This is a genomic window from Paraburkholderia haematera, assembly GCF_905220975.1.
Taxonomy (GTDB): domain Bacteria; phylum Pseudomonadota; class Gammaproteobacteria; order Burkholderiales; family Burkholderiaceae; genus Paraburkholderia; species Paraburkholderia haematera.
Window position 1 is genome coordinate 81,829 of sequence record NZ_CAJNBK010000021.1, and the last position, 23,300, is coordinate 105,128.

Below are 23,300 nucleotides of genomic sequence, written 5' to 3' on the forward strand. Positions count from 1 at the left end.
GGCGGCATTCGCGCACGCTTGCCCGAAGCTGTATTGACGAGAGGTCGTGGATGATGGACCCGTTGTTTAAAGAACGCATGACGGCTGCTCCCGACGAGGGGCACGCTGGCGGATCGCGGCCGCTGCCGATCGGGCACCGGCTCGGCGAATTCGAACTGGACTCGGTGCTGGGGATCGGCGGTTTCGGTATCGTCTATCGGGCGTTCGATCGCACGTTGCAGCGTACGGTCGCCGTCAAGGAATACATGCCCTCGCTGCTCGCGCGGCGCGGCGGCGATTTCACCGTATGCCTGCGCGCGGACCGCTTCGCGCAGGCATTCGACTCGGGGCGCGCCGCATTCCTGAACGAGGCGAGGCTGCTCGCGCAATTCGATCATCCCGATCTCGTGAAGGTGCTGCAATTCTGGCAAAACCATGGCACCGCGTACATGGTGATGCCGTTTTACGAAGGGCAGACGTTGAAGCAGCGCGCGGCGACGCACGCGCCGATGGGCGAAGCGGAGCTGATGAGCCTGCTTGCCGCGTTGCTCGGCGCGCTTGGCACACTGCATCGCGCGCAATGCTTTCACCGCGACATTTCGCTCGACAATGTGCTGATCCGGGCCGACGGCAAACCGGTGCTGCTCGACTTCGGCGCGGCGCGCAAGTCGATTGGTGACGCCGTCGACGAAACGTCGGTGATGCTCAAGCCCGGCTATGCACCGATCGAGCAGTACACGGACGACCCCGCATTCGTGCAGGGGCCGTGGACCGACATCTATTCGCTCGGCGCGCTGGTCCACGCGATGATTGTCGGCGAGCCGCCAGCCGCCGCCGTCGTGCGCAGCATTCAGGATACCTGGCAGCCGCTGGCGTCGCGTGAATTTCCCGGCCGCGAACGATACAGCCGACCGTTTCTGGAGGCGATCGACTGTGCATTGCAGTTGCGCATCGCCGACCGTCCGGATTCTGTGGCGGCGTTCGCGCAGTTGCTGGGACTGCGCGATGCGGGCGCGGGGATGTACATCGCGGGCGACCGCTCGCAAGGAATGCGGGAGCCTGCAGCCCTGTCGGCAGGCGCGCAAGGGATCGCGACTGCCGGCATCGCTGCAGCGGCAGCGCAACCGAATGAACCGCAAGCGGGCGCCAATGATCTGCCCGGCGTCCCGCGGCCGTCTTCCGCAGGCGAAATGTCACGCCCGTCAGATGCCGATGCGGGCGGCAAAGACCAAAGCGGTGCGGTGATTCAGGGAGCGACAGGTCTGCTTAACGACGCGTCGGGTAGCGCTGCCGAAGCGAGCCTCATCGCCGAGACACCCGAGGTCACGCAGAGCGAGCCGGCTGCCAATGGTCAGCACGATGATCTGCGCCTCGGCGCGCAGCGCCCAGGCGGCCACCGTCCCTATAGGATCGCGGGCGCGCTGGTCCTGATCGTTGCGGCATGCGTCGGCACGTTCAAATTGCTGCAGTTCGCCATACGCGTCCCCGAACAACACGCTGCCGCGGCGACGACACCCGAGGTTCAGGCGCCTGTCGTGGTCGTTCCGCGCGAGCCCGCGCCACCTCTCGCGCAGGCCGTTCCGGTCCAGCCGCCGCAAGCGGCGCATGCGTCCGGTGCGAGTGAGTCCGCGCCTCACGAGCCGGTTGAACAGGCGAATGCGGCTGCCGCTCCCGCCACGGCCGCGTCGGCGCCGGACTCGATCGCAGCCGACGCGCAGGCCGCATCCGCTTCGATCACAGCCGACGCGCAGGCCGCATCTGCTGCCGGCGCGTCTGGGCAGAGCGCCACGCAACGCGTCGCCGCCGGCGACGATCGCAAGACGGCCAAGCTCGTGGCGGTCAGGTTCCAGGTCTATCCGTGGGGCGAAGTCTATGTCGGAGGTGTCAAGCGTGGCGTCAGCCCGCCGCTGAAGACGCTCACACTTGCGCCCGGTACGTACGACATCGAAATTCGCAATGGCGAGTTGCCGCCAATGCGGCGCACGGTCCAGCTCGATGCCGGCGGCGGACCGGTCAGCATCAGTTACACGTTCGAATGACCGGCGATACCACCAATCGCGTGGACGCATGGGGCTTGCACAGGAAATCATCGACATGATTGAACGCTTTCTCACCCCCGTCGATACGAACTCACGATGCGGGCCCGATCTCGAGTACGACGCCGATTTTCTGCGGCTGCAACAGTGCGCGGCGGGTCGGCCCGAGCAGCAGTACGGCGCGACGGTCATCGCAGCCGAGGCGCCGGACTGGACCGAAATCGAACGCCTCGCGCAGTCGCTGCTCGCGCGCACGCGGGATCTGCGCATCGTGCCGCCGCTGGTGCGCGCGTGGATCGACTCTCGTGGTCTGGAAGGTTATGCGGACGGGCTGATGCTCGTGCGGACATGGCTCGACGATTACTGGGACGACCTGCATCCGGTGCTGTCCGTCGACGGCGAGGCCGACCCGGCGCCGCGGATGAACGCGCTCGCCGAACTCGTCGGTGCGCATGCGTGCGCCGGGTCAGCGCGCGAGCAGCCGCTCGCCGGCGCGCTCAGTGTGCGCGAGGCTGCCGACGTGCTCGACGGCCGCGCGCTCGATGTGGCCCATTATCCGGGCGGTCCCGAGCGCCTGAAGCGCGAACTGGAACGATTGCGGGACGAAGGCGGGCGCGAGTGGCTTGCCGCACACGCCGTGCTCGACGGTCTCGATGGGATTCGCGCCATGGTGACGGCCCTTCTCGGCGCGCAATGGATGCCCGAGCCGAGCCGTTGCGAATTGGCGCTGCGGCGCATATGCCGCGAGGTGGGCGAGCCGCAGGCAGCGGGCGCGCACGACGCGGGTACTGCACACCGTGACGCGTCCGCGCAGGGCGGTGCCGATGCCGGCCAGGCTCACCGCATCGATGACGGCAAGGGTAGCAACCGCGGCAATGGCGTATCCGCCGTGCCGCAGCCACATCCATGGCGTGAGGTCGAGTTCACGAACCTGGCCGACGTCGCGCTCGTGCTCGACAAGATGTGCCGCTATTTCGAGGACCACGAACGGAGCCATCCGGCGCCGCTGCTGCTGCGCCGTGTGCAGCGTCTGCTGACGCTCGATTTCTACGAGATCGTCAGGGACATTGCGCCGGAAAGTTTGCAACAGGTCGAGTTGCTGAGCGGACGGCGCACGGATGCGTAGAGCGGGGCGTGCGACGCCGGCGGATGGCCGCATGCCTCTTACCGTTGAACCAGGATCAGCGCACATCGGGTGCGCGGGGAGTATGAGCGAATGCCACGTCAGAAACTTTCATCCAGCGGACAGAAACAGATTGCGCGCAATCGCGCGCCTCGGGTCCAGATCGAATACGACGTCGAACTGTACGGTGCGCAGCAGAAGGTGCAACTGCCGTTCGTGATGGGCGTGCTGGCCGATCTGGTCGGACATCGGGCCACGCCGCTGCCCGATCTCGTTGAGCGCAAGTTCATGGAGATCGACATCGACAGCTTCGACGAGCGCATGAAGGCGCTCGCGCCGGCGCTGTCGCTCGAGGTGGACAACACGTTGACCGGCGAAGGCAAGCTGAAGGTCGACGTCGCGTTTCAACGCATGGACGACTTCGGTCCCGCGGCGCTCGCGCGTCACGTCGAACCGCTGCGGCTGCTGCTCGAGGCACGCACCGAACTCGCGAACCTGCTGACGTATATCGACGGCAAGCGCGGCGCGGAGCAACTGATCGCGCGGGCGCTTGCCAATCCTGCCCTGCTGGCGGCGCTTGCCGGAACGGGAGCGCGCGGCGCGACGGCGCAGGCCGGCGATGCCCCGCGTCTCGAAGGAGAAGATCATGAATAGGAGTGTGCAGACACTGACGCAAGTGGTCGACGCGACGCTGACGGACGAGCGGTTTGCCGCGCTGCTCGACGCGGAAGTCAAACCGACGACCGAGCAGGCGCGCGACGCGGTGCAACGCGCGGTGCGCACGCTCGCCCATCAGGCCCTCGAGAACACAGTCACGCTGTCGTCCGATGCCTATGACGCGATTGCGCAGTTGATAGGCGAAATCGACGGGAAGCTGGGTGAGCAGATCAATCAGATCCTGCACCACCCGGAATTTCAGCAGCTTGAGGGCGCCTGGCGTGGCCTGCATTATCTTGTGAATCACACCGAGACCGACGAGTTGCTGAAAATTCGTGTGCTGCCGACAAGCAAACGGGAGCTCGCACGCATGTTCAAGCGCCACAAGGGCGTCGCATGGGACCAGAGTCCGCTGTTCAAGAAGGTCTATGAAAACGAGTACGGACAACTGGGCGGCGAACCGTTCGGCTGCCTGATCGGCGACTACCATTTCGACCATTCCGCACCAGATGTCGAGATGCTCGGCGAACTCGCGAAAATCTCCGCGGCGGCGCATGTGCCTTTCATTGGCGGAGCGTCTCCCGCGCTGATGCAAATGGAGTCGTGGCAGCAGCTATCGGATCCGCGCGATCTGACGAAGATTTTCCAGAACACCGAGTACGCCGCGTGGCGCAGCTTGCGCGAGTCGGAGGATGCGCGCTATCTCGGCCTCGCGATGCCGCGCTTTCTTGCCCGGCTGCCCTATGGCGCGCGCACCGACCCCATCGACGAATTCGACTTCGAGGAGGAAATCGACGGCGCGCGCCACGACCGCTATACGTGGGCCAATGCCGCCTACGCGATGGCCGCGAATATCAACCGTTCGTTCAAGCTCTACGGCTGGTGTTCGTCGATTCGCGGTGTCGAGTCAGGAGGCGTGGTCGAGAATCTGCCGTGCCACACGTTTCCGACCGACGACGGCGGCATCGATATGAAATGCCCGACCGAGATCGCGATCAGCGACCGGCGCGAAGCAGAACTCGCAAAAAACGGACTGATGCCGCTCGTGCATCGCAAGAACTCCGATGTTGCCGCATTCATCGGCGCGCAGTCGCTCCTGAACAGCGCCGAATATCACGATCCCGATGCGTCGGCCAACGCGCGCCTGTCTGGTCGGCTGCCGTATCTGTTCGCGTGCTGCCGCTTCGCGCACTACCTGAAGTGCATCGTGCGCGACAAGATCGGCTCGTTTCATGAGCGCAGCGACATGGAGCGATGGATGAACGACTGGATCATGAACTACGTCGACGGCGACCCCGTGCATTCATCGCAGCAGACCAAGGCGAGCAAGCCGCTCGCGGCCGCCCAGGTCGTCGTCGAGGACGTCGCGGACAACCCCGGTTACTACGCGGCGAAGTTTTTCCTGCGCCCGCACTATCAGCTCGAAGGGCTGACGGTGTCGTTACGGCTTGTTGCACGGCTGCCGTCGGTCAAGGCGGTGGATCGCTGAAGCGCGGCGCTTATTTCAATTGGAGGGTGTGATGGCAGTGGCAATGTTCATGAAGGTAGATGGCACGACCGGCGAGTCGGCCGACGATCAGCATCAGGGATGGAGCGATATCCAGTCGTTCGCGTGGGGCGCGAGCCAGCCCGCGGCGATGGCGGTGGGCGGCGGCGGCGGCACCGGCAAGGCCAGCTTCAACGATTTGAAGGTGGTCGCGTACATGGACAAGGCGGCGCCGGCGATCATCAAATGCTGTGCGAGCGGCAAGCATCTCGACAAGGTCGAGATTTCCTCGTGCAAGACCGGCGGCACGCAGATCGAGTTCTCACGGGTGACGCTCGAGGAAGTGCTCGTTACCTCCGCACAGGTTGCCGGCACCGATCCGGCCGACCCGGCCGACCGGCTGCTGATGAACTATGCGTTTCAGGCCGCGCGCGTCAAGAAGCAGTACTGGGAACAGAACGCGAACGGCGGCAAGGGGGCCGAGGTGACGATGGGGTGGGACATCAAGAAGAACAAGGAGATGTAGCCGGGAGGCGGCGACGATGCTCGAAACCGATGATCCACCGATGGACCACCCGTCCGGCTCGCGACGCCATGGCGCGCGTGACCGGTTGCAGCCCGCGCTGCTCGACCGGCTTACCGACATGGCGCCCCGCGATCGCACGGAAGCTTTGCCGGCGCACTGGATCGATGAGCGCAAGCTGCGCGCCGCGGTGCTGCGCGATCTGTCCTGGCTGTTCAATACAGCGAACATGCAGGACGTGATCGATCCGGCGGCCCATCCGGAAGTGCTGCGTTCGGTTGTCAATTACGGCGTTCCTCCGCTTGCCGGCGTGCAGATGTCGGGCATCGATCATGGCGCGCTCGAGCGCTGGATTCGCGATGCACTCGTGTACTTCGAGCCACGATTGTGCGCCGGAAGCATCGACGTGCATTGCGTGACGGATCCACGCGGGGCGAACCATCAGAACCGGCTGACCCTGGAGATCCGCGCGAGGCTGTGGTCGGTGCCGTATCCGCTCGAGATTTTGCTGCTGTCCGATCTCGATCTCGAATCGGGCGTCGTGTCAGTCAGGGAACGCACGGGGGTATAGCGCATGGACGAGCGATTTCTTGACTACTACAACCGGGAACTGACCTATCTGCGGCAGCTGGGTGGCGAATTCGCGCAGCAGTTTCCGAAGATCGCCGGCCGCCTCGGCATGCATGGCATCGACGTCGCCGATCCCTATGTCGAACGGCTGCTCGAAGGATTCTGCTTTCTGACTGCGCGCGTGCAGATGAAGATGGATGCGGAATTTCCGCGCTTTTCGCAGCGTCTGCTCGATGTCGTCTATCCGAACGCGCTCGCGCCGATGCCGGCGATGGCGATCGTGCAGATGACGCCGGATCAGAACGAAGGCAGTCTCGTACGAGGCTTCGCGGTGCCGGCCGGCACCGCGTTGCAGGCGAAGGTCGCGAGCGGCGAAGTGACACCGTGTGAATTCCGCACCGCGCATGATCTCGTGTTGTGGCCGCTCGCGATTTCCCAGGTGCAGATGACCGGGGTTCCGGTCGATCTGCCGCCCGGTGCGCTCAGACGCCGTGCGCGCGCCGCGCTGCGCATCAGGATCGACGTGACGGCCGGTGCGCTGGCGAACCAGTTGCCGCTGGATCAGTTGACGTTCTATCTGTCGGGCCCGGAGTCTCAGGCGGCGCGCCTTGTCGAGCTGATCACCGCTCACGTCGCCGGCGCTATCCTGCACGCACCGGGCGATGCGGCTCGCAACGCCATCGTCCTCGACGCGAATGCGATTGCGCACGAGGGATTCCATCCGTCGCAAGCCATGTTGCCGAACGACGGCCGGATGTTCGAAGGTTACCGGCTCATCCAGGAATACTTTGCGTTCCCCGCACGCTATCTGTTTTTCAGCGTAGGCGGCTTGCGGCGCGCACTCGCGCAATGCGGCGGCAGTGCTTTCGAGTTGACGCTGCTGCTCGACCGGGACGACGCGGCGCTCGCATCCGAGGTCGATACGCGCCATCTGGCGTTGAACTGCACACCAGCGGTCAATCTGTTTCCGAAGCGTACCGACCGCATTCCGGTTACGCCGCGCACGCATGAATATCATCTGGTCGTCGACCGCGTGCGGCCGCTCGATCACGAGGTATACGCAGTGACACGCGTCACGGGTCATCGTATCGGCGACGCAGGAGATTGCGACTTCAGTCCGTTCTACGCGTCGTACGGCGGCGACAGTGGCGAGTCAGGTGCGTACTACTCAGTCCGGCGCGAAGGGCGTCTGGCATCGGCTCAGATACGCGCCAACGGCGCACGCACCAGCTATCCCGGAACGGAAGTGTTCGTCTCGCTCGTCGACCGGCAACAGGCACCGTTCGACGAACGCATGCGGCATCTTTCCGCCGACACCCTTTGTACGAACCGGGATCTGCCACTTCTGCTGCCACGCGGCTCGGCGAGCGATTTCACGCCGAAGATATCCGCACCGCTCAAACACATCAAGGTATTGCGCGGACCGTCGCGCCCGCGGCCACCGCTCGCGCAGGACGCGGCGGCGTGGCGGCTCATCAGCGGCCTCGGATTGAACTATCAGCCGTTGACCGGCATCGACGATGAAGCCGGTGCGCGCGCGCTGCGCGAATTGCTGGGGCTGTATGCGCAACAAGGGGACGCGGCGACGCGCAAGCAGACCGGGGCATTGCAGCGGCTCGCTTGCGAACCGGTTTATCGCCGGCTGCCGGAGTGTGGCCCGATCGTGTTTGGCCGTGGCGTGCGTGTGACGCTGACCGTCGACGAGCAGGCATTCGCCGGCGACAGCCCTTATCTTCTGGGCGCGGTGCTCGAACAGTTTTTTGCCCGGCATGCGTCGATCAACGCGTTCACCGAGTTCGCGTTGCATTCCGTTCAGCGTGGCGAACTCGCGCAATGGCCCGCGCGTATCGGGCGGAGACCGGCAATATGACGCACCGCGATCCACTGGCGAGCGCCGCGACACGATACGACGCGTATTGGGCGCGTTTGCGCGCTGCGCCCGAGGAGCACGATCTGTTCAACGCACTGCGCTGGCTCGACGCATTGTCCCAGCATGCGGCGCCGCTCGGGCGGGCGACCCACCCGCGCGACGAGCCGTTGCGGCTTGGCCAGGAGCCGTCGCTTGCGTTCGCTGCGTCGATGATCGCTGCCGTGCGCGACGCGGGCGCCGTGCCGCGCCTGACGATTCACGGCTTCGGCCTGTTCGGGCCGAATGGGCCTCTGCCGCATCATCTGACTGAGTACGCCCACGAACGGGCGAATGCGTTCGACGACCGCACGATGTCCGGTTTCGCCGACTGGTTCCATCACCGGCTGATCCTGCTGTTCTATCGCGCGTGGGCCGACGCGCAGCCGGTGGTCGGCCATGACCGTCCGGGGCGATCGCGCTTCGACCGGTATGTCGCGAGCCTGATCGGCCGCGCGGTCGATCCCGTTGAGACCCGCGACCCCGCGCACGCGCAGTATTTCCATGCAGGCCACTGGGCGCGGCAGACGCGCAATCCGGAAGGTCTCGTCCAGATTCTGCGGCGCGAGTTTGGCGTGCCGGTGCGCATCGTCGAACACATCGTGCATTGGACGCTGATCGGCGCACCGCTGCGCACAACGCTCCACGCGACCGCTCCCACGCAACGCCTCGGCGATGGTGCGGTGCTCGGCCGCGCGGTACGCGATGCGCAGTCGCGCTTTCGCATCGTGGTCGGGCCCATGCCGCTCCCTACGTATCGCACGTTCCTACCCGGCGGCACGAATGCGGCGCGCCTGGCGCACTGGGTGCGCGAATACATTGGCGCCGAGTTCGCATGGGAACTGCAGCTGGAGCTTGCGCCCGATCACGTGCCTGCGCTGACGCTTGGGCGTGCGGAGGGGCTCGGCCGTAGCACATGGCTCGGCACGCGGTGCAGCGGCGCGCCGGCAAGCGATGTCGTCATCGATCACGCCGCGATCCGGCGGGCGCCGCGCGATACGGCGGATTGCGCGGCTGGCGCGCAGCCTTGAACCAGCTGAACCAGGAGGGGGCATTCGTGTCACGCATCTTTACGTTGGACAGTCCGCTGGGTGACCAATTGAAGTTCCGCAGCTTGAGTGGCGACGAGGAGTTGGGCCGGATGTTCGAGTTTCGTATCGACGCGCTCGCCGACAGTCATAGTCTGTCGCTGCAAGCGCTACTGGGCCAGTCGGTCACCGTGCATATCGAGGAGCAGGGCGGCGCGACGCGTTACCTGAACGGCGTGATCGCGCGGGCGTCGCTTGCCGGACGCGATGCCGCGCGCCACTACCGGTATGAACTCGTTGTGCGGCCGTGGCTGTGGCTCGCGACGCGCCGCACGGATTGCAGGATCCACCAGATGCGCAGTGTGCCGGAGATCGTTCAGGAGACGCTCGCGCCCTATGGCTTCCAGATCGAGAACAGGCTGACCGGCAGCTATGCGCCGCGGGAGTACTGCGTCCAGTACAACGAGACCGACGCGGATTTCGTCTCGCGACTGATCGAGAATGAAGGCATCTACTATTACTTCGAGCACGCACCCGGCAAGCACACGCTGGTGCTGTGCGACGCCATGTCGTCGCACCATCCGTTGCCGGGATACGCAAGCATCCCGTACCTCGGTCAGGACCGGGCAACGATCGCTGACGAAGAACATATCGACACCTGGATACCTGCAAAAGAAATCAACGCGGGGCGGCACGAGGCCGACGACTACGATTTCACGAAACCGCGCGCCGATTTGTCGGTACGCCGGGCCGATCCTCGCGGGCACACTCACGACAGTTTGCCGGTGTACGAATGGCCGGGCGGATATCGCGACGACGCGCACGGGGAGCGGTACAACCGTGTGAGGCTCGAGGAGTTGCAGTCCGAACATGAACGCGCGGCCGGGCATACGAATGTACGCGGTGTCGCGCCGGGGTATCTGTTCACGCTGAAGAACTGTCCGCGCGACGATCAGAATCGCGAGTATCTGGTGGTCCGATGCAGCTACCGTTTTCAGGAAAACGTGTACGCGAGCGGTATTGACGACGAGGTGATGCACGACACGCAGCTCGTCGCGCAGCCGACCAGCCTGCCGTACCGTTCGCAGCGCGTCACGCCCCGACCTCGCACCAGCGGCCCGCAGACCGCAGTCGTGGTCGGCCCGCCGGGAGAGGAGATCTGGACCGACCAGTATGGGCGCGTGAAGCTGCAGTTCCAGTGGGACCGGTACGGGCAGCGCGACCAGAACTCGTCGTGCTGGATCCGGGTGTCGAACCCGTGGGCGGGCGGCGGGTTTGGAGGCGTCCAGATTCCGCGCGTGGGAGACGAGGTCATTGTGGATTTCCTGAACGGCGATCCTGACTATCCGATCGTGACCGGGCGCGTGTACAACGGCGAGCGGATGCCGCCGTGGGGGTTGCCGGCGAGCGCGACGCAAAGCGGGATCCTGTCGCGCTCGACGCCGGGCGGCACGACCGAGCATGCGAATGCGATGCGCTTCGAGGACCGTAAGGGCGCGGAGCAGATGTGGATGCACGCGGAGCGCAACTTCGACGCAGAGACTGAACAGGATCACACGTTGTCAGTCGGGCACGACCATGCGCATACGGTCGGTAACGACGAGACGTTGAGCGTGAAAAACAATCGTCAGCGTAGCGTCGGGCAGAACGAGACGGTGAACGTCGGGCTGCATCGGGTGGCGCAGGTCGGGGGGAATGAGACGCATGGGGTGGGGGGGAGTCGCAGCGTGTCCGTAGAAGGCAACAGTACGCATACCGTAGCAAAAGGGAATCACAGTCTGGCGGTGGTGAGCGGCAAGCACGACGTATTCGTGAAGGGAGACAGCACGCATGTCGTCGAAGCGGGCTCGTATGCCGCACAAGTCAAGGCGGGCGATTATGCGATCGAAGTTGCGAAGGTCGCGTCAATGGTCGCGCGAGATCACATCGAGATGGGCGCAGGGCAGAGCGGGATGGCGATCAACAAGGAGAACGTTGGCGTATCCATTGGCGGGACGGGCGGCGAACTCGGTGTCGGTCTCGCAGGCTATGGCGGCGGCGTCAGTATCGCCGGATACGACAAGGGCGTGGAAATCGCCGGCTATACGCAAGGCGTCAAGATCTACGGCGAGAACGATCTCAAGCTTGCAGGCAAGGCGACGGCGAATCTGCAGGCGCCGAAGATCAACATCGATAACGGCACGGACGGTTGCGAAGTCAACGTCACGGCGACGAAGATCGTCCTCTCGACGAAAGGCGGTTCTGTCACGCTCGACGGTTCGGGCGTGACAATCCAGGGGACGATCGCCCATATCAATTGATTTTGACGGAGCGGCCGGCGGTCGACGACCGCTTGCCGATTCCATGGTTTCACTCGAAGCATGGGAGACATTCGATGGAGAACGAATCGGATCAGATGACGATCGACGACGTGCTTGAAGCGGATACCGTCAAGGCATTGCGCCGATTGTTCGAAAACGACGCACCGCCGAATGCTTCCCCTCCAGTCGAACGTGCCGAATCGGCGACGCTGATCGGAGACGTGACCGATACGCATCATCCCGATGCGATGGGGCGAATTCGCGTGAAATGGTCGATGCAGGACGGCAACACGTGCGAGCGTTGGCTCGAATGTCTGGATGGCGTGAAGCCGGGCATCGGCGATCGCGTGTTGCTGCAGTCACCGGCGAACTGGCCTGAGTATCTGGTCTCCGGTTCGCTGAGGCGTGCAGGCTGCGGCGAGCCGGTCGAACCGGTCGTCGAGCCTGCCGTCGCACTTGCGCTCGCAGCGGACAAATGCGTGCAGGTGTCGGATGCGTCGGGTTGTCCGCTGTTGCAGGTACGTGCGTCGCCAGACGGGCCGGTCGTGACGTTGCTGAACCGGAACGTGAATATCGAAGTCGCCGGCAAGCTGCGGCTAAGCGCGCAGACACTCGAACTCGAAGGAGGCCGCGGCGGCGTCGACGTTCGGACGGAAGCGGACACCGTCGTGCGAAGCCGGTATGTCCGGTTGAACTGACAGGGAAGCGCGCCGTCATGCATCGTGAGTTCGCCGCCATCGAATCGTCAATCGAAGCATTTGTCGAGCAGCCCGACGATCCGACGCTGCTGCTTGAAATGACCGACAACGACGTCGTGCCTGTTCTAAAGATGCTGCAATTGCTTGATCAGCGTGTTGGCGATGCGATCTTCCTGACCTTCCCGTTCCCATGCGACGCGGTCGACACGTACCTGCAAAAGTGCATGGAAGCGCTTGGCTATCAGATCGACGAAGAGAACCCGGCGCGTCTCGAACGCGGCGAATCGCGCTGGCCGCCATTGCCGCTGACGTGCGCCGATCCGAGGCGCGCGCCGGCGGAACGGCTGCGCGACGCCGTCATGCACGTTCATACGCTGGTGCCGGAAGGCGCGAAAGTCGTTTGGGCATGGTTGCCGTCGCAGATCGGCGATGTCGCCGGTTTCGCGAAGATGGTGTTGCAATTGCTGGCACTGAACGGCTTCGAAGACTGGATGGAAGGGCACCGCTTCTGCATCCGCGACGATCGGGATCATTGGTGCCTGATTCCGCTTGCTCGGGAGAGAAAGGCGGAGCATGTATTGATACTTCTCGTGGACTTCTCGTCCGGGAAAGCGACCCGCGACCTGGTCGACGTCGCAAACGATGAGGCGCAGCCGATCGCACAGCGTATGGGGGCGTTGATGCAGATCGCGGCGATTGACCTCGCGCACGGCAGGCTGCCGGATGCGCAGCGCAAATATCACGCGCTGTATGCGTTCCACGCCGGACGGCAGGATGCGACGGGCTGCGCAACGGCGTTGTACGGCCTGGGTGACGTTGCGTTACGCCAGGGATCGCAGGGCGACGCGAAGGAGTGGTATGTGCGGGCACTGCCCGCGGCGCTCGGCGGCCGCAATCTGCTCGTCGTACTCAATTCGCTGATGGCGATCGGCAATTGCTGCAACACACTCGGCGAACATGCGAAGGCGGCAGTCTATTTCGAGCTGGCGAGTGGCGCCGCCGGCAGGTTGATGCTCGTGCATACGAAGATCGAAGCGATGGAGAAGGCCGGCGTCGCACTGCTGGCGTGCGGCAAGGCGGCGGAAGCCGCGAAGAGCTGGATCGATGCGAAGGGATTGTGCGAGCAGTTTGGCTGCGAACGGCAACGCTGCAGCATTCTTGATCGGCTTGTGTCGCTCTATGCGAAGGCTGGCCTGAAAACCGAGGCAAGGGCGTACGAGCTGGAAAAGGATCCGCTTTTCGCGGCTCGACAGCGGGGGGCTGCGGTGTCCGCTACACACGGTAGCCGGATATGACTGAGGCACTGCGATGAGCGATTCGGGAGACCGGTTGACTCGTGCGTCCGATTCGATACCGCGTGGCGAGACGCGATCAGAATCCAAGGTGGACACGTCGTGCGATGCACTTCTTGACACGATCAAGTCGACTAGCGACCCGTTCAAGGAAACCTTCTCATCGAAGGGGAGCACGCTTCATCACCTCAGCGAGGCCGTGAATGCACTGGCGTCGCTGCAGGGCGCACCTTCGCAGTTGCTCAATACCGGCATCGCGCAGATACCGCTGCTCGACAAGATGCCGGGGATGCCGGCTGCCGTTATCAGCGCCGCACATCTTGGTACGCCGCATGCGCACGATCATCCGCCGAGCGACGGCTTTCCATTGCCGAGCGTCGGCGCGACGATCGGCAGCGGCTGCCTGAGCGTGCTGATCGGCGGCATGCCGGCGGCCCGCGTGACGGACATCGGCATCGCGCCGACGTGCGGCGGGCTGACGCCATTTTTCGACATTCAAACGGGTTCGAGCAATACGTTTATCGGCGGGATGCGTGCCGCGCGCATGGGGATCGACATGACGCGCCATTGCAATCCGATGGGGCATGCGGGGAAGTCCAGTGAAGAAGCGGAGGGTGCCGCGGAGAAAGGTGAGCAAGCCGCAAGCGAAGCCGCCGAGGTCTCGAGTCGGGCGCGCTGGATGGGGCGGGCGGGCAAGGCGTGGAAGGTTGGCAATATGGCAGTCGGGCCGGCGTCCGGCGCGGCGGGCGCTGCTGCCGACGCGACGCATGGCGAGGTCCTGGCGGCCGCGATGATGGCCGCGCAGACGGCCGCGGATGCCGCGATGATGCTGCTGGGCAATCTGATGGGCAAGGATCCGGGGATCGAACCGAGCATGGGCATGCTGATGGACGGCAACCCGACCGTTCTGATCGGTGGGTTTCCGCTGCCCGATTCACAGATGATGTGGCATGGCATCAAGCATGGCCTTGGCAAGAAGGTCCGGCCGAAGCTGCCGAAATGGGCGCAGGAGTTGGCGTGTGAGTTCTTTGGGGAACCTGTCAGCGCGGTTACCGGCGAGGTCAAGAACGACTTCACGGACTACGAGACCGACGACGTGGTGCCGTTCGAATGGGGGCGTCACTACTGCAGCGGGTGGCACACGGGGGACGGTGTGCTGGGATACGGCTTCCGGCATACGTGGCAGCACGAATTGCGGCTGCTGCGTACGCGTGCGATCTATATCGATCCGCGCGGCACGGAATACACGTTCAGCAGACGGGCGGATGGGACATATGGCGGCTGCTGTCAGGGATTCGAGATCGAACAGCTTGACGGCAGGCGCTTCGTCGTCCGGCATGAGGTGGACGGTGACCTGGACTTCGAACGGTCCTCGGCAGCGGACCGGTCCGCGCACTGCGCGAGTCATATTCGCGATGGGGCGCGCAGCGTCCTGTACTGGAACGAAGACGGGCGTCTCGGGAGGATTACGCAAGCCGACGAGCGAGGTCAGATCCGGCGGGTGATCGGATTCGGATATGACGGGTTCGGGCGGATCCTCCAGGTTGTGCTGACGGACGCCGACGGCCGCATTAACCGCATTGCCCGGTACGCCTACGACGCGAACGGCTGCCTGACCGCCCATCGCAATGCGCTTGAGTCGATGGCGAGCTACGCCTACGACGGTCAGCGCCGCATGGTGCGCCTCTCCGATGCGAACGACTATTCGTTCTTCTATCGCTACGATGCCGAAGGGCGCTGCGTGGAAAGCAGGGGGCAAGACGGCTTGTGGCACGTGCAGTTCCAGTACCACGCGGGGCGGACGATCGTCACCGAAAGCGAAGGTGGAAAATGGACCGTCCTCTATAACGAAGCCGGAACGATCACGCGTGTCATCGATCCATACGACGGTGCGGCGGAGTACGTGCTTGGCGAGGACGGCCGCATTGACAGCGAATTCGATTCGGGCGGGCGCGTGACACGCTGGCTTTACAGTGCGAGCGGGCGTAACACCGGACGTCTGGACAGATGGGGCAAACGCAGGCCGACGAAAGACGAGGCGCCGGTCTTGCCTAATCCCCTTGCGCACACCGTACCCAACACGCCGCTGGCCTTGCAATGGGGTGAGGCCAGGCGGACGGATCTGGCCGATACCGTTTTGCTTCCCCCCGAAATAGCGAAAATCACCGCATCGTTATTCCAGCAGCCTTCTTTCGCGCCCACCGAACAGTATGATGCGGCGGGACGGGTAGTCACCCGGACTGACGGATATGGTCGAGCGGAACGCTTGGGACTCGATGCGGCAGGAAATCTTGTGCAGTTGCGCGACAGGGACGGACGCGAGTACCGCAATGGCATCGCATCGTGGAATCTGCGTGAAAGCGAGACCGATCCGCTGGGCAACACCGTTCGGTACCGGTATTCACCCAAGCAGAAAATCACCGCGATCATCGATGCGAACGGCAATGAAAGCACCTACACGTATGACTACAAGAGCCGGATGACCCGCGTCACGCGGCACGGCGTGGTACGTGAGACTTACGTATACGACGCGGGCGACCGGCTGATCGAAAAGCGTGACGGCGCAGGTAACGCGCTGCTGCGTTTCGAGGTGGGTGACGATGGGCTGCACAGCAAGCGCATCCTCGCGAGCGGCGAAACGCATACCTACGCGTACGACCGTCGCGGGAATATTACGGGGGCGTCGACGGATCGATTCGATATTACGATCACCTACAACGCGCACGGTCGCCGTACCGGGGACCGGCGCGATGGGCGCGGCGTCGAGCACGTCTATGGCGACGGGCGGTTATCGCGGACGACATACCTCGGGCGCTTTGAGGTGCGCTACGAACCCGGGGTGAACGGCGAAGTATTCATCGAGACGCCGGTAGGGGGCACCCATCGACTCCAACGCTCCTGCGATGGCCAGATTTTGCTGCGCCTGGGCAATGGCGCGAATGTATGGTGCCGGTTCGATGCGCATGGTCAATGCGTCGGGCGGCTCCTGTGGCCTGAAGGGCGCGCAAAAGAGAGCCACTGTGTCGAGTATCAGTACAGCGCAATGGGCGAATTGCGGCGCGTAATCGATAGCGCAACGGGCCCCACGGAATATATCTACGACGAAGCCCATCGTCTGGTCGGCGAAAGTCGCGATGGTTGGCCTGTTCGACGCTACGAATACGATCGCGGCGGTAACCTGCTATCGGCGCCGACGTGTTCGTGGTTGCGCTATACCGAGGGCAACCGGCTTGCGACGGCATCGCATGGGGCGTTTTACTACAACGATCGCAATCACCTCGCCGAGGAGATTGGTGCGGATGGCCGGCGCACGACTTGGCACTACAACAGCAAGGACCTGCTGGTGAAGGTGGAATGGAGTGACCGGGACGAGGTCTGGGGAGCGGAGTATGACGGGCTCTGCCGGCGCATTGCCAAGACGATGGGCGAGGCCCGCACCGAGTTCTATTGGGACGGAGATCGGCTGGCGGCGGAAGTGGGGCCTGGCGGGCAGTTGCGGATCTACGTGTATGCAAACCAGAGCGCGTATCTGCCATTCATGTTCATTGATTACGCAAGCCAGGATGCGCTGCCGGAATCGGGTCAGGCGTATTTCGTGTTTTGCAATCAGGTTGGCTTACCGGAATGGATCGAGGACACGGAGCGACGGGAAGTGTGGCTGGCGGAGGAGATTGATCCCTATGGAACGGTTCGAGTTGCGGCGGGAAACACCGTTGACTACGCGCTTCGATGGCCTGGACACTACTTCGACGGCGAGACACGGCTGCATTACAACCGGTTCAGATCATATCGTCCGGCGCTCGGGCGGTACCAGCAGTCGGATCCAGCAGGACAATCGGGTGGCATGAACCTGTATGCGTATGGGGCGAACCCGCTGGTCTACGTGGACGTATTGGGGCTGACATGCCCGACTCATGGCAATGAATGCCCGGATGATTGTGCGGAATCAGATAAGGAATCAACGCCAGAAAAGGATGGCAAGCCGTCTGAGCAGGATGAGAGTAAGTCCACAGATTTGAGTGATGACGACCTCAGGCCAGAATGGGAAACCAATTTGAAAAAGAAGGCGGAAGAAGCGGCGGAGATAATTCCGAAATTGAATAGCAGGTTGGCCGAACTCAGGGCAGAATTTTATAAAGAAGTCGGGCGGGAGCAGGGCTCTGCTGAAGGAGTGGATCCGTTCAATAACACAAATCAATGGCCGGAATTCAATAAAATTTCTACAGAAAAAAAGAAACTAAATCAGATAATTGACAATGTGAATCAAGGTATAGAAACCCACAGGAATGCTGCTTTTGGTGAGTATGTCGCCAACGAGGAGATGAAGAAAAAAAACTATGAACCGCTTGGCAAAACCGATGATCCCTACGTGCCTGGAGATCAAGGAATCGACGGCGTTTATAGAAATCCAGATCCGAATGGTCAACCAGCTTACATTATTACTGAAGTAAAATACGGTGGTGCGCACCTGAGTAAAGGCCTCGACGACGGTACGGACCAGATGGATGACAAGTGGGTGGATAAGCGGTTGAATAAGGCTGTGGGAACAACCGTTGCCACGAACATCAGGGAGCAAATGGAGCGTGGAAATGTGCAGAAGTGGCTAATTAATGTCGATTCGCGAGGTCGAATAACGAAATCCCTTCTCGATAGCAAGGCAAATGTGATACCGGGTACGACGCGTGGTTTTATATGAGGATTTGTAGATTATGCTTCGCGACCAACGAAAGACGAAAGAGTTTTTTGATCACTGGATCCGGTTTGACGAGACACAGATGAGGAAAACTGAGGCCAGGCTCGATTCAGGCGCTATAGATCGGACTGAGGGAAGAGTGATTGCGGCTTATCATCAGTTTGACGGAGTATTGCGCCGGGTGATCATGAGATATTCGCGTGGAGACGCCTTGGCCGATTTGCGTGGAGACGTGGCTTTGTTACTGTCGATGAGTGAGCAAGTTCTAAAATATTGCGATGCTCTGCCACCTGAGCAACAATCTGTACGCACAATATACGAGCAGCTGTCTTTCGATAGCTATATCGACTGGTTTTGGTGGCTGTCTCTTGCTGTCTGCCTGGATATGGGCCGGGAGCATGTCCTCCGAGTGCTCGAACTGATCGGCAATGCAGGTCAAGATACGCTTCTCGATCGCATAGCGGTCCGTCTGGGCGAAGAGCGGACCGTGGGCGCGAACCTGAAGTTTCCAAAGCAATACGGGACCTTGCTTCAAGCACTGGCTGCGCCTTCTCGCGAGCAGCAGACGAATTTCGCAAGGACGTTCCTTGACGGTTGGTACGATGGCTGCTCCCATGCGGCATGGCACGAAAATCACAGCGGCGAAGATACCGGCTACATTGGCTACTGGTGTTTCGAATTGGCGCTGGTGGTGAAGTTATTCGACATCGACGATGCCAGCTTTCGCGATAATCCCTACTATCCCGCTGATCTCGTGCGCGGCCCTTGAAGCCATCCTTGCAACTTAAGCCGGTGGCGCCCTGCGAATGATCCTGAGGAAGCTACGGCTTCTTGGCATCGTTATTCTGGCTGCCTTGCCTAACCGCCGCATTGCTGCGGTCTCATCGCCGTAACGCCAGTGGTCGGCAATACGAATTGTTCATGACGGACTACCGGCTCAACTGGTTCCGTAAACGTCAGCACCAGAATTCGGTAATCTGCCCGGCAAGGGCTCTGCCTTGCTTGTAACCGGCTCGAGCGGCGGGCGGACGCGTCGACGGATCCATCGCATTGACGCCGAACATGTCCCGGGAGTCGCTGTCCGGGAAGATCGTCTCGACTCTGCTGCCGTGTGCGCGTAGCTCGTCGACCTGCGCCGAGAGCTGCATGCCCCAGTGCAGCGGATGCCGTGATCTGCCGCCGAATGGTGACAGCACCAGCACCCGCGCGTATCCGACCGCCAGATCGGCATTCTCGTTTCTTCGGTAGCCGCCATTGATGTATCGGTTGTCGCCGATGCTGTAGGGAGGGACGCCGAAGCCATTGGCACAGCTGGCGGCGACGGCGTCCACCAGGTCGACGCCGCTGTGGCGGTCGAACACGACCGGTTCACCGGTATGGGCATCGACAGCCACGATGAGCATCGGCTGTTGTGGCCAGTGCTGACTGGGCAGCCGGGCGGCGACGACCGCGCGCCACTGAGCTTGCACAGAGCCGTCCGACGCCGCATCCATGTCGAGCGCCGCCGCCCCCATTCTGCGGCGCATGTCGGGCGCATCCTCAGCGGCACCGATGATTTCGCTCGTCCTCTCCATATGGTCCGCCGCCGGCCTCGGAACGCGTCCACGGTCGGCTTCGACCGGACCCGTCCGTGGCTGGAGCGCCTCGGCAAGGATGTTGGCAAGCAGTTCGGTCGGTGGGGTCCCGCTGGTTATTTGGGCCGCGACCGTCGATCCGGCCGATGTCCCGATGATCAGATCGGCCTCGGTCACATCCAACCCGGCATCAAACAGGCCGGCGATGACGCCGATCTCCCAGGCATTGCCTGCCGCTCCGGCACCAGCAAGGACCAACGCTCGCTCACGATCAGGCATTCTTCGCAACCTCTCGGTGATCTCAGCCCGTTACCAGGTGGGTGATGGGGCGGTGTGCGTCGGTCAGGTGAAAACCGTGCGCTTCGATGTCAGCGAGGCAGGCGCTCACGTCCACGCCCCTTTGGGGTTCGTCGGGATACATTTTCAAAGATTTTAAAGCGATCCACGGACCGTATTGCGCCGCAAGGCTGATGGCAACATCGACCGGGTCTTTTCGGGCACGGTGCATCTTCTTCATCAGAACCCGCTCCTGGACCTTTCAATCATCCACGGCGACGGCACGACGACTGCGGCAAAAAAAGGCGGCGACAACCTCGGGTATAGCGGACACAAGCATCTCAAGGGCTGCAAGGTCGTCGCCTTCTGCAATCGCATCCTCAAATGGGTTTGACAATCTTTAAACGATTTATTTTGAGACTGTTCCTATACTGACTCGCAAATTGTCAAATCGCCGTTACCCGAATGCGGGCCACGGCCGCCCATGACAAAGGCAGACGGGGCCAACTACCGTGCGGGCGAGACCAACTGACCCGAATAACGACCCATTGAGGTCGATTTCAATAACAGGCCGAGCCTGAGAGACCTTTGGGGAAAGCCCAAAGAACGGTTCGCAATGACCGAACCGAATGGAGCCAGCCGGATAGCCGCTTAATCGCATCCGGGAAAAGAGCGGCCGTTTTCGATTATGATGATCTGCCCCCTCGTAATGCGCGCGCTAAAGGCAAAAATACGCGCTAATTTCGAGACGGGATGGCGGCAGAGTTGAACGGGGCGCGAGGCAAAGGACCGTTAATCGAAAAAGCGTGCAGCCGCAGATGAACACAGGAAGCTGGATCGACGGTGCTAGCGCCGTCATCTTGTTCATCTGCCGGCTCGCCGGCCACCAGTTACGAAGGACGATGTCGCATTGCGGGGTTTTATGAGAATTGCAGTCCTGGATGACGATTCGGCGCAAGCCGACCTTGTTTGCCAAACGCTGTCGGCGGCTGGCCACGTTTGCCATGCTTTCGGTGCGGGCCGCGAACTGGTGCGGCAGTTGCGGCGCCAGACGTTCGACCTGCTCGTGCTCGACTGGAACGTGCCCGACATGTCGGGCGAAGAGGTGCTGCGCTGGGTGCGCGAAAGCCTCTCCGAGCGCTTGCCGGTCCTGTTCATGACGAGCCGCGGCCGCGAAATCGATATCACCTCGATCCTCAACACCGGCGCGGACGATTACGTCGTCAAGCCGGTCTCCGGGGCGGTTCTGCTGGCGCGCGTCGGTTCGTTGCTGCGCCGGGCGTATCACCTGAAGCCGCCCGCGGCGAAAGAAGTGTTCGGCGAATTCGAATTCGATCTGGGCGCGAAGCACGTGGTGGTGCGCGGCGCGACCGTCGCCGTGACTGCGAAGGAGTTCGAGCTTGCGCTGCTGCTGTTCCAGCACCTGAGCCGGCCGTTGTCGCGCGCGCACATTCTCGACGTGATCTGGAAGCAGGCGACGGACATTCCCTCGCGCACGATGGACACGCACGTGTCGATGCTGCGCAGCAAGCTCGGCTTGCGTCCGGAGCACGGTTATCGTCTGACGCCGATCTACGGCTACGGGTACCGGCTCGAGCGGATCGAATCCGGCACGCCGCCCCTGGTGGCCGAAGAACGCCGCGAAGCGGGGGACGCGTGACGGTTTCGTTCGATGGGGTAGTGCCCGGCTGTTCAGGCTCGCCGGGGCGCCGCACCGGCGCGATGCTGGCGGCGGCCGGTCTGATTGCGATGACGTGTTTCGCGCCGGTATCGGCGGATGCGCAATCGTCCCGTGCGCCGAAGCCGCGTACCAGAACGACCGCGCCGGTCTATGTTCCCTACGTGACGCACGACGGCGACACGTTGTACGAAATCGCCGGCCGCTATCTGCGCGACGCCGGCGATTGGGCTTTGTTGAGCCGCCTGAATCACGTGCCCGCGCCACGCCGCATGCCGGCCGGGATCGCGCTGCGTCTGCCGGCCGACAGGCTCAAACAGGATCCCGAGTCGGCGCGCGTGATTGCGACGAGCGGTCCGGCCGAGCACGCGTTCGGCACGAATCCTTACACGCCGCTCTCGGCGGGCGCGACGCTCGGCGAGGGCGATCACATCCGCACGGGCCACAACGGTTTTGTCACGCTGGAGCTGCCGGACGGCTCGCATGTCACCATGTCGCAAGACGGCCTGCTCGACATCGACAAGCTGCGGCGCACCGTCCTGACGGGCGCGAGTGATCGCGTACTCGATCTGCAGCATGGCGAAGTCGATAGCCAGGTCACTCATGCCACCAAAAAAGACGACCGCTTCCAGATCCGCTCGCCGTCGGTGGTAGCGGGCGTGCGCGGTACGCGCTTCAAGGTCGCCTACGACGGCGACGCGCGAACCACGGCGGTGGAAGTGCTGGACGGCGCGGTTGGCGTCGACCCGGCCGCAGCCGGCGGCCAGGCGTTTGCGCCGCCGCCCGGCGTGCCGCTGCAGGCGTCCGCGCAACTCGTCAAGGCACGCTTTGGCAGCGTCACACGGACAGGCAGCGCGATTGGCGCTCCGGTGGAATTGCTCGCCGCGCCGTCGCTCACCGAGCCGGCCAAAGTGCAGGACGGCAAAACCGTCACTTTCGATCTCGTACCCGACGATCGCGCCGTGGCCTATCGCGTCCAGATTGCACGCGATGCCGATCAGCTCGACCTGATCCGCGATCTGCGGGTGAGTGCGCCGCATGCGGACTTCGGCGAACTGGCTGACGGCACGTATTTCGTCCGAATCGCCGCGATCGACGCGAACGGCCTCGAAGGCTTGCCGCAGGTGTACGGTTTCGAGCGGCGTCAACTGGGTCTGGCGGCATCGGCGGGCCCGCGTGCCGGCAGCCGCGACTACGAGTTCCGCTGGTTCGTCAGCCGTTCCACGGTCGAGACGCGCTTTCGCTTCGTGCTGGCCACGAGCGCCGATCTGCGCCATCCGCTCGTCGACCGGACCGATCTGACGGGCGGCCAGTTCGTGGTCAGCGACCTGCCAGGCGGCGTCTACTATTGGACGGTCGTCGCCGAGCAATTCGAAAACGGCCGCTTCTATGAGAAGAGCAGCACGGTCCGCTCGTTTACGCTTGCGCGCTGACGCTGGTAGATTCACGGGACCGGGCCAACAACGAGCCGTCTCCTTGGC

The 23,300-nt window shown here is 63.0% G+C and carries 17 protein-coding genes; 15 read left to right on the forward strand and 2 right to left on the reverse strand.

All coding sequences use genetic code 11. The annotated features are described in order from the left end of the window. The first annotated feature begins 50 nt into the window (after nucleotides 1-50). From KHO23_RS27040 to KHO23_RS27100, 13 genes are all read left to right on the forward strand, one after another. Nucleotides 51-2,018, forward strand: a complete 1,968-nt coding sequence (locus KHO23_RS27040; RefSeq protein ID WP_236067002.1) for a serine/threonine protein kinase — start codon at nucleotides 51-53, stop codon at nucleotides 2,016-2,018. Nucleotides 2,019-2,073: 55 nt separating this feature from the next. Beyond that, nucleotides 2,074-3,141 carry a type VI secretion system protein TssA gene (gene tssA / locus KHO23_RS27045; RefSeq protein ID WP_211614795.1) on the forward strand — a complete coding sequence of 356 codons (1,068 nt, stop codon included), beginning with the start codon at nucleotides 2,074-2,076 and terminating at the stop codon, nucleotides 3,139-3,141. Between the two features lie 90 nt (nucleotides 3,142-3,231). Then, nucleotides 3,232-3,792, forward strand: a complete 561-nt coding sequence (gene tssB, locus KHO23_RS27050) for a type VI secretion system contractile sheath small subunit (RefSeq protein ID WP_211614798.1) — start codon at nucleotides 3,232-3,234, stop codon at nucleotides 3,790-3,792. Next, the gene (tssC, locus tag KHO23_RS27055) at nucleotides 3,785-5,284 is read left to right on the forward strand and encodes a type VI secretion system contractile sheath large subunit (protein WP_211614801.1); all 1,500 of its coding nucleotides are present in this window, start codon (nucleotides 3,785-3,787) and stop codon (nucleotides 5,282-5,284) included. The genes tssB and tssC overlap by 8 nt, the downstream gene beginning before the upstream one ends. 31 nt (nucleotides 5,285-5,315) lie before the next feature. Continuing rightward, nucleotides 5,316-5,807, forward strand: coding sequence for an Hcp family type VI secretion system effector (locus KHO23_RS27060; RefSeq protein WP_211614803.1), 492 nt, complete (start codon nucleotides 5,316-5,318; stop codon nucleotides 5,805-5,807). A gap of 16 nt (nucleotides 5,808-5,823) precedes the next feature. Next, nucleotides 5,824-6,375 (forward strand): type VI secretion system baseplate subunit TssE, encoded by a 552-nt coding sequence (gene tssE / locus KHO23_RS27065; RefSeq protein WP_236067003.1) that lies wholly within the window; start codon nucleotides 5,824-5,826, stop codon nucleotides 6,373-6,375. A gap of 3 nt (nucleotides 6,376-6,378) precedes the next feature. After that, nucleotides 6,379-8,244 (forward strand): type VI secretion system baseplate subunit TssF, encoded by a 1,866-nt coding sequence (gene tssF, locus KHO23_RS27070; protein ID WP_211614805.1) that lies wholly within the window; start codon nucleotides 6,379-6,381, stop codon nucleotides 8,242-8,244. Next, nucleotides 8,241-9,311 carry a type VI secretion system baseplate subunit TssG gene (tssG, locus tag KHO23_RS27075; protein ID WP_236067004.1) on the forward strand — a complete coding sequence of 357 codons (1,071 nt, stop codon included), beginning with the start codon at nucleotides 8,241-8,243 and terminating at the stop codon, nucleotides 9,309-9,311. Before tssF ends, tssG begins: the two co-directional genes overlap by 4 nt. 26 nt (nucleotides 9,312-9,337) lie before the next feature. Continuing rightward, on the forward strand, nucleotides 9,338-11,608 hold the full coding sequence (locus KHO23_RS27080; RefSeq protein WP_211614809.1) for a type VI secretion system Vgr family protein: 2,271 nt from the start codon (nucleotides 9,338-9,340) through the stop codon (nucleotides 11,606-11,608). A gap of 74 nt (nucleotides 11,609-11,682) precedes the next feature. Continuing rightward, a complete protein-coding gene (locus tag KHO23_RS27085; RefSeq protein WP_211614811.1) occupies nucleotides 11,683-12,306 on the forward strand; it encodes a hypothetical protein in 624 nt (207 codons plus the stop codon). 17 nt (nucleotides 12,307-12,323) lie between these two features. Then, on the forward strand, nucleotides 12,324-13,601 hold the full coding sequence (locus KHO23_RS27090) for a tetratricopeptide repeat protein (RefSeq protein ID WP_211614813.1): 1,278 nt from the start codon (nucleotides 12,324-12,326) through the stop codon (nucleotides 13,599-13,601). A 13-nt stretch (nucleotides 13,602-13,614) separates the two neighbouring features. Continuing rightward, complete coding sequence (locus KHO23_RS27095) at nucleotides 13,615-18,294, forward strand: RHS repeat-associated core domain-containing protein (RefSeq protein ID WP_211614814.1); 4,680 nt, start codon at nucleotides 13,615-13,617, stop codon at nucleotides 18,292-18,294. A gap of 13 nt (nucleotides 18,295-18,307) precedes the next feature. Then, nucleotides 18,308-19,060 carry a PoNe immunity protein domain-containing protein gene (locus KHO23_RS27100; protein ID WP_211614817.1) on the forward strand — a complete coding sequence of 251 codons (753 nt, stop codon included), beginning with the start codon at nucleotides 18,308-18,310 and terminating at the stop codon, nucleotides 19,058-19,060. 187 nt (nucleotides 19,061-19,247) lie between these two features. Here KHO23_RS27100 and KHO23_RS27105 read toward each other — a convergent pair whose 3' ends face one another. Next, entirely contained in the window at nucleotides 19,248-20,144 is an 897-nt protein-coding gene (locus KHO23_RS27105; protein ID WP_211614819.1) for a patatin-like phospholipase family protein, read from the reverse strand. 22 nt (nucleotides 20,145-20,166) lie between these two features. Next, complete coding sequence (locus KHO23_RS27110) at nucleotides 20,167-20,382, reverse strand: hypothetical protein (RefSeq protein ID WP_211614821.1); 216 nt, start codon at nucleotides 20,380-20,382, stop codon at nucleotides 20,167-20,169. A 681-nt stretch (nucleotides 20,383-21,063) separates the two neighbouring features. On the opposite strand from KHO23_RS27110, the gene KHO23_RS27115 reads away from it, so the two are divergent. Beyond that, nucleotides 21,064-21,801, forward strand: coding sequence for a response regulator transcription factor (locus KHO23_RS27115; protein ID WP_211614823.1), 738 nt, complete (start codon nucleotides 21,064-21,066; stop codon nucleotides 21,799-21,801). Nucleotides 21,802-21,863: 62 nt separating this feature from the next. Beyond that, nucleotides 21,864-23,252: a FecR family protein gene (locus KHO23_RS27120; protein ID WP_211614873.1), complete on the forward strand. Its 1,389-nt coding sequence runs from the start codon at nucleotides 21,864-21,866 to the stop codon at nucleotides 23,250-23,252. The last annotated feature ends 48 nt before the right edge of the window (nucleotides 23,253-23,300 follow it).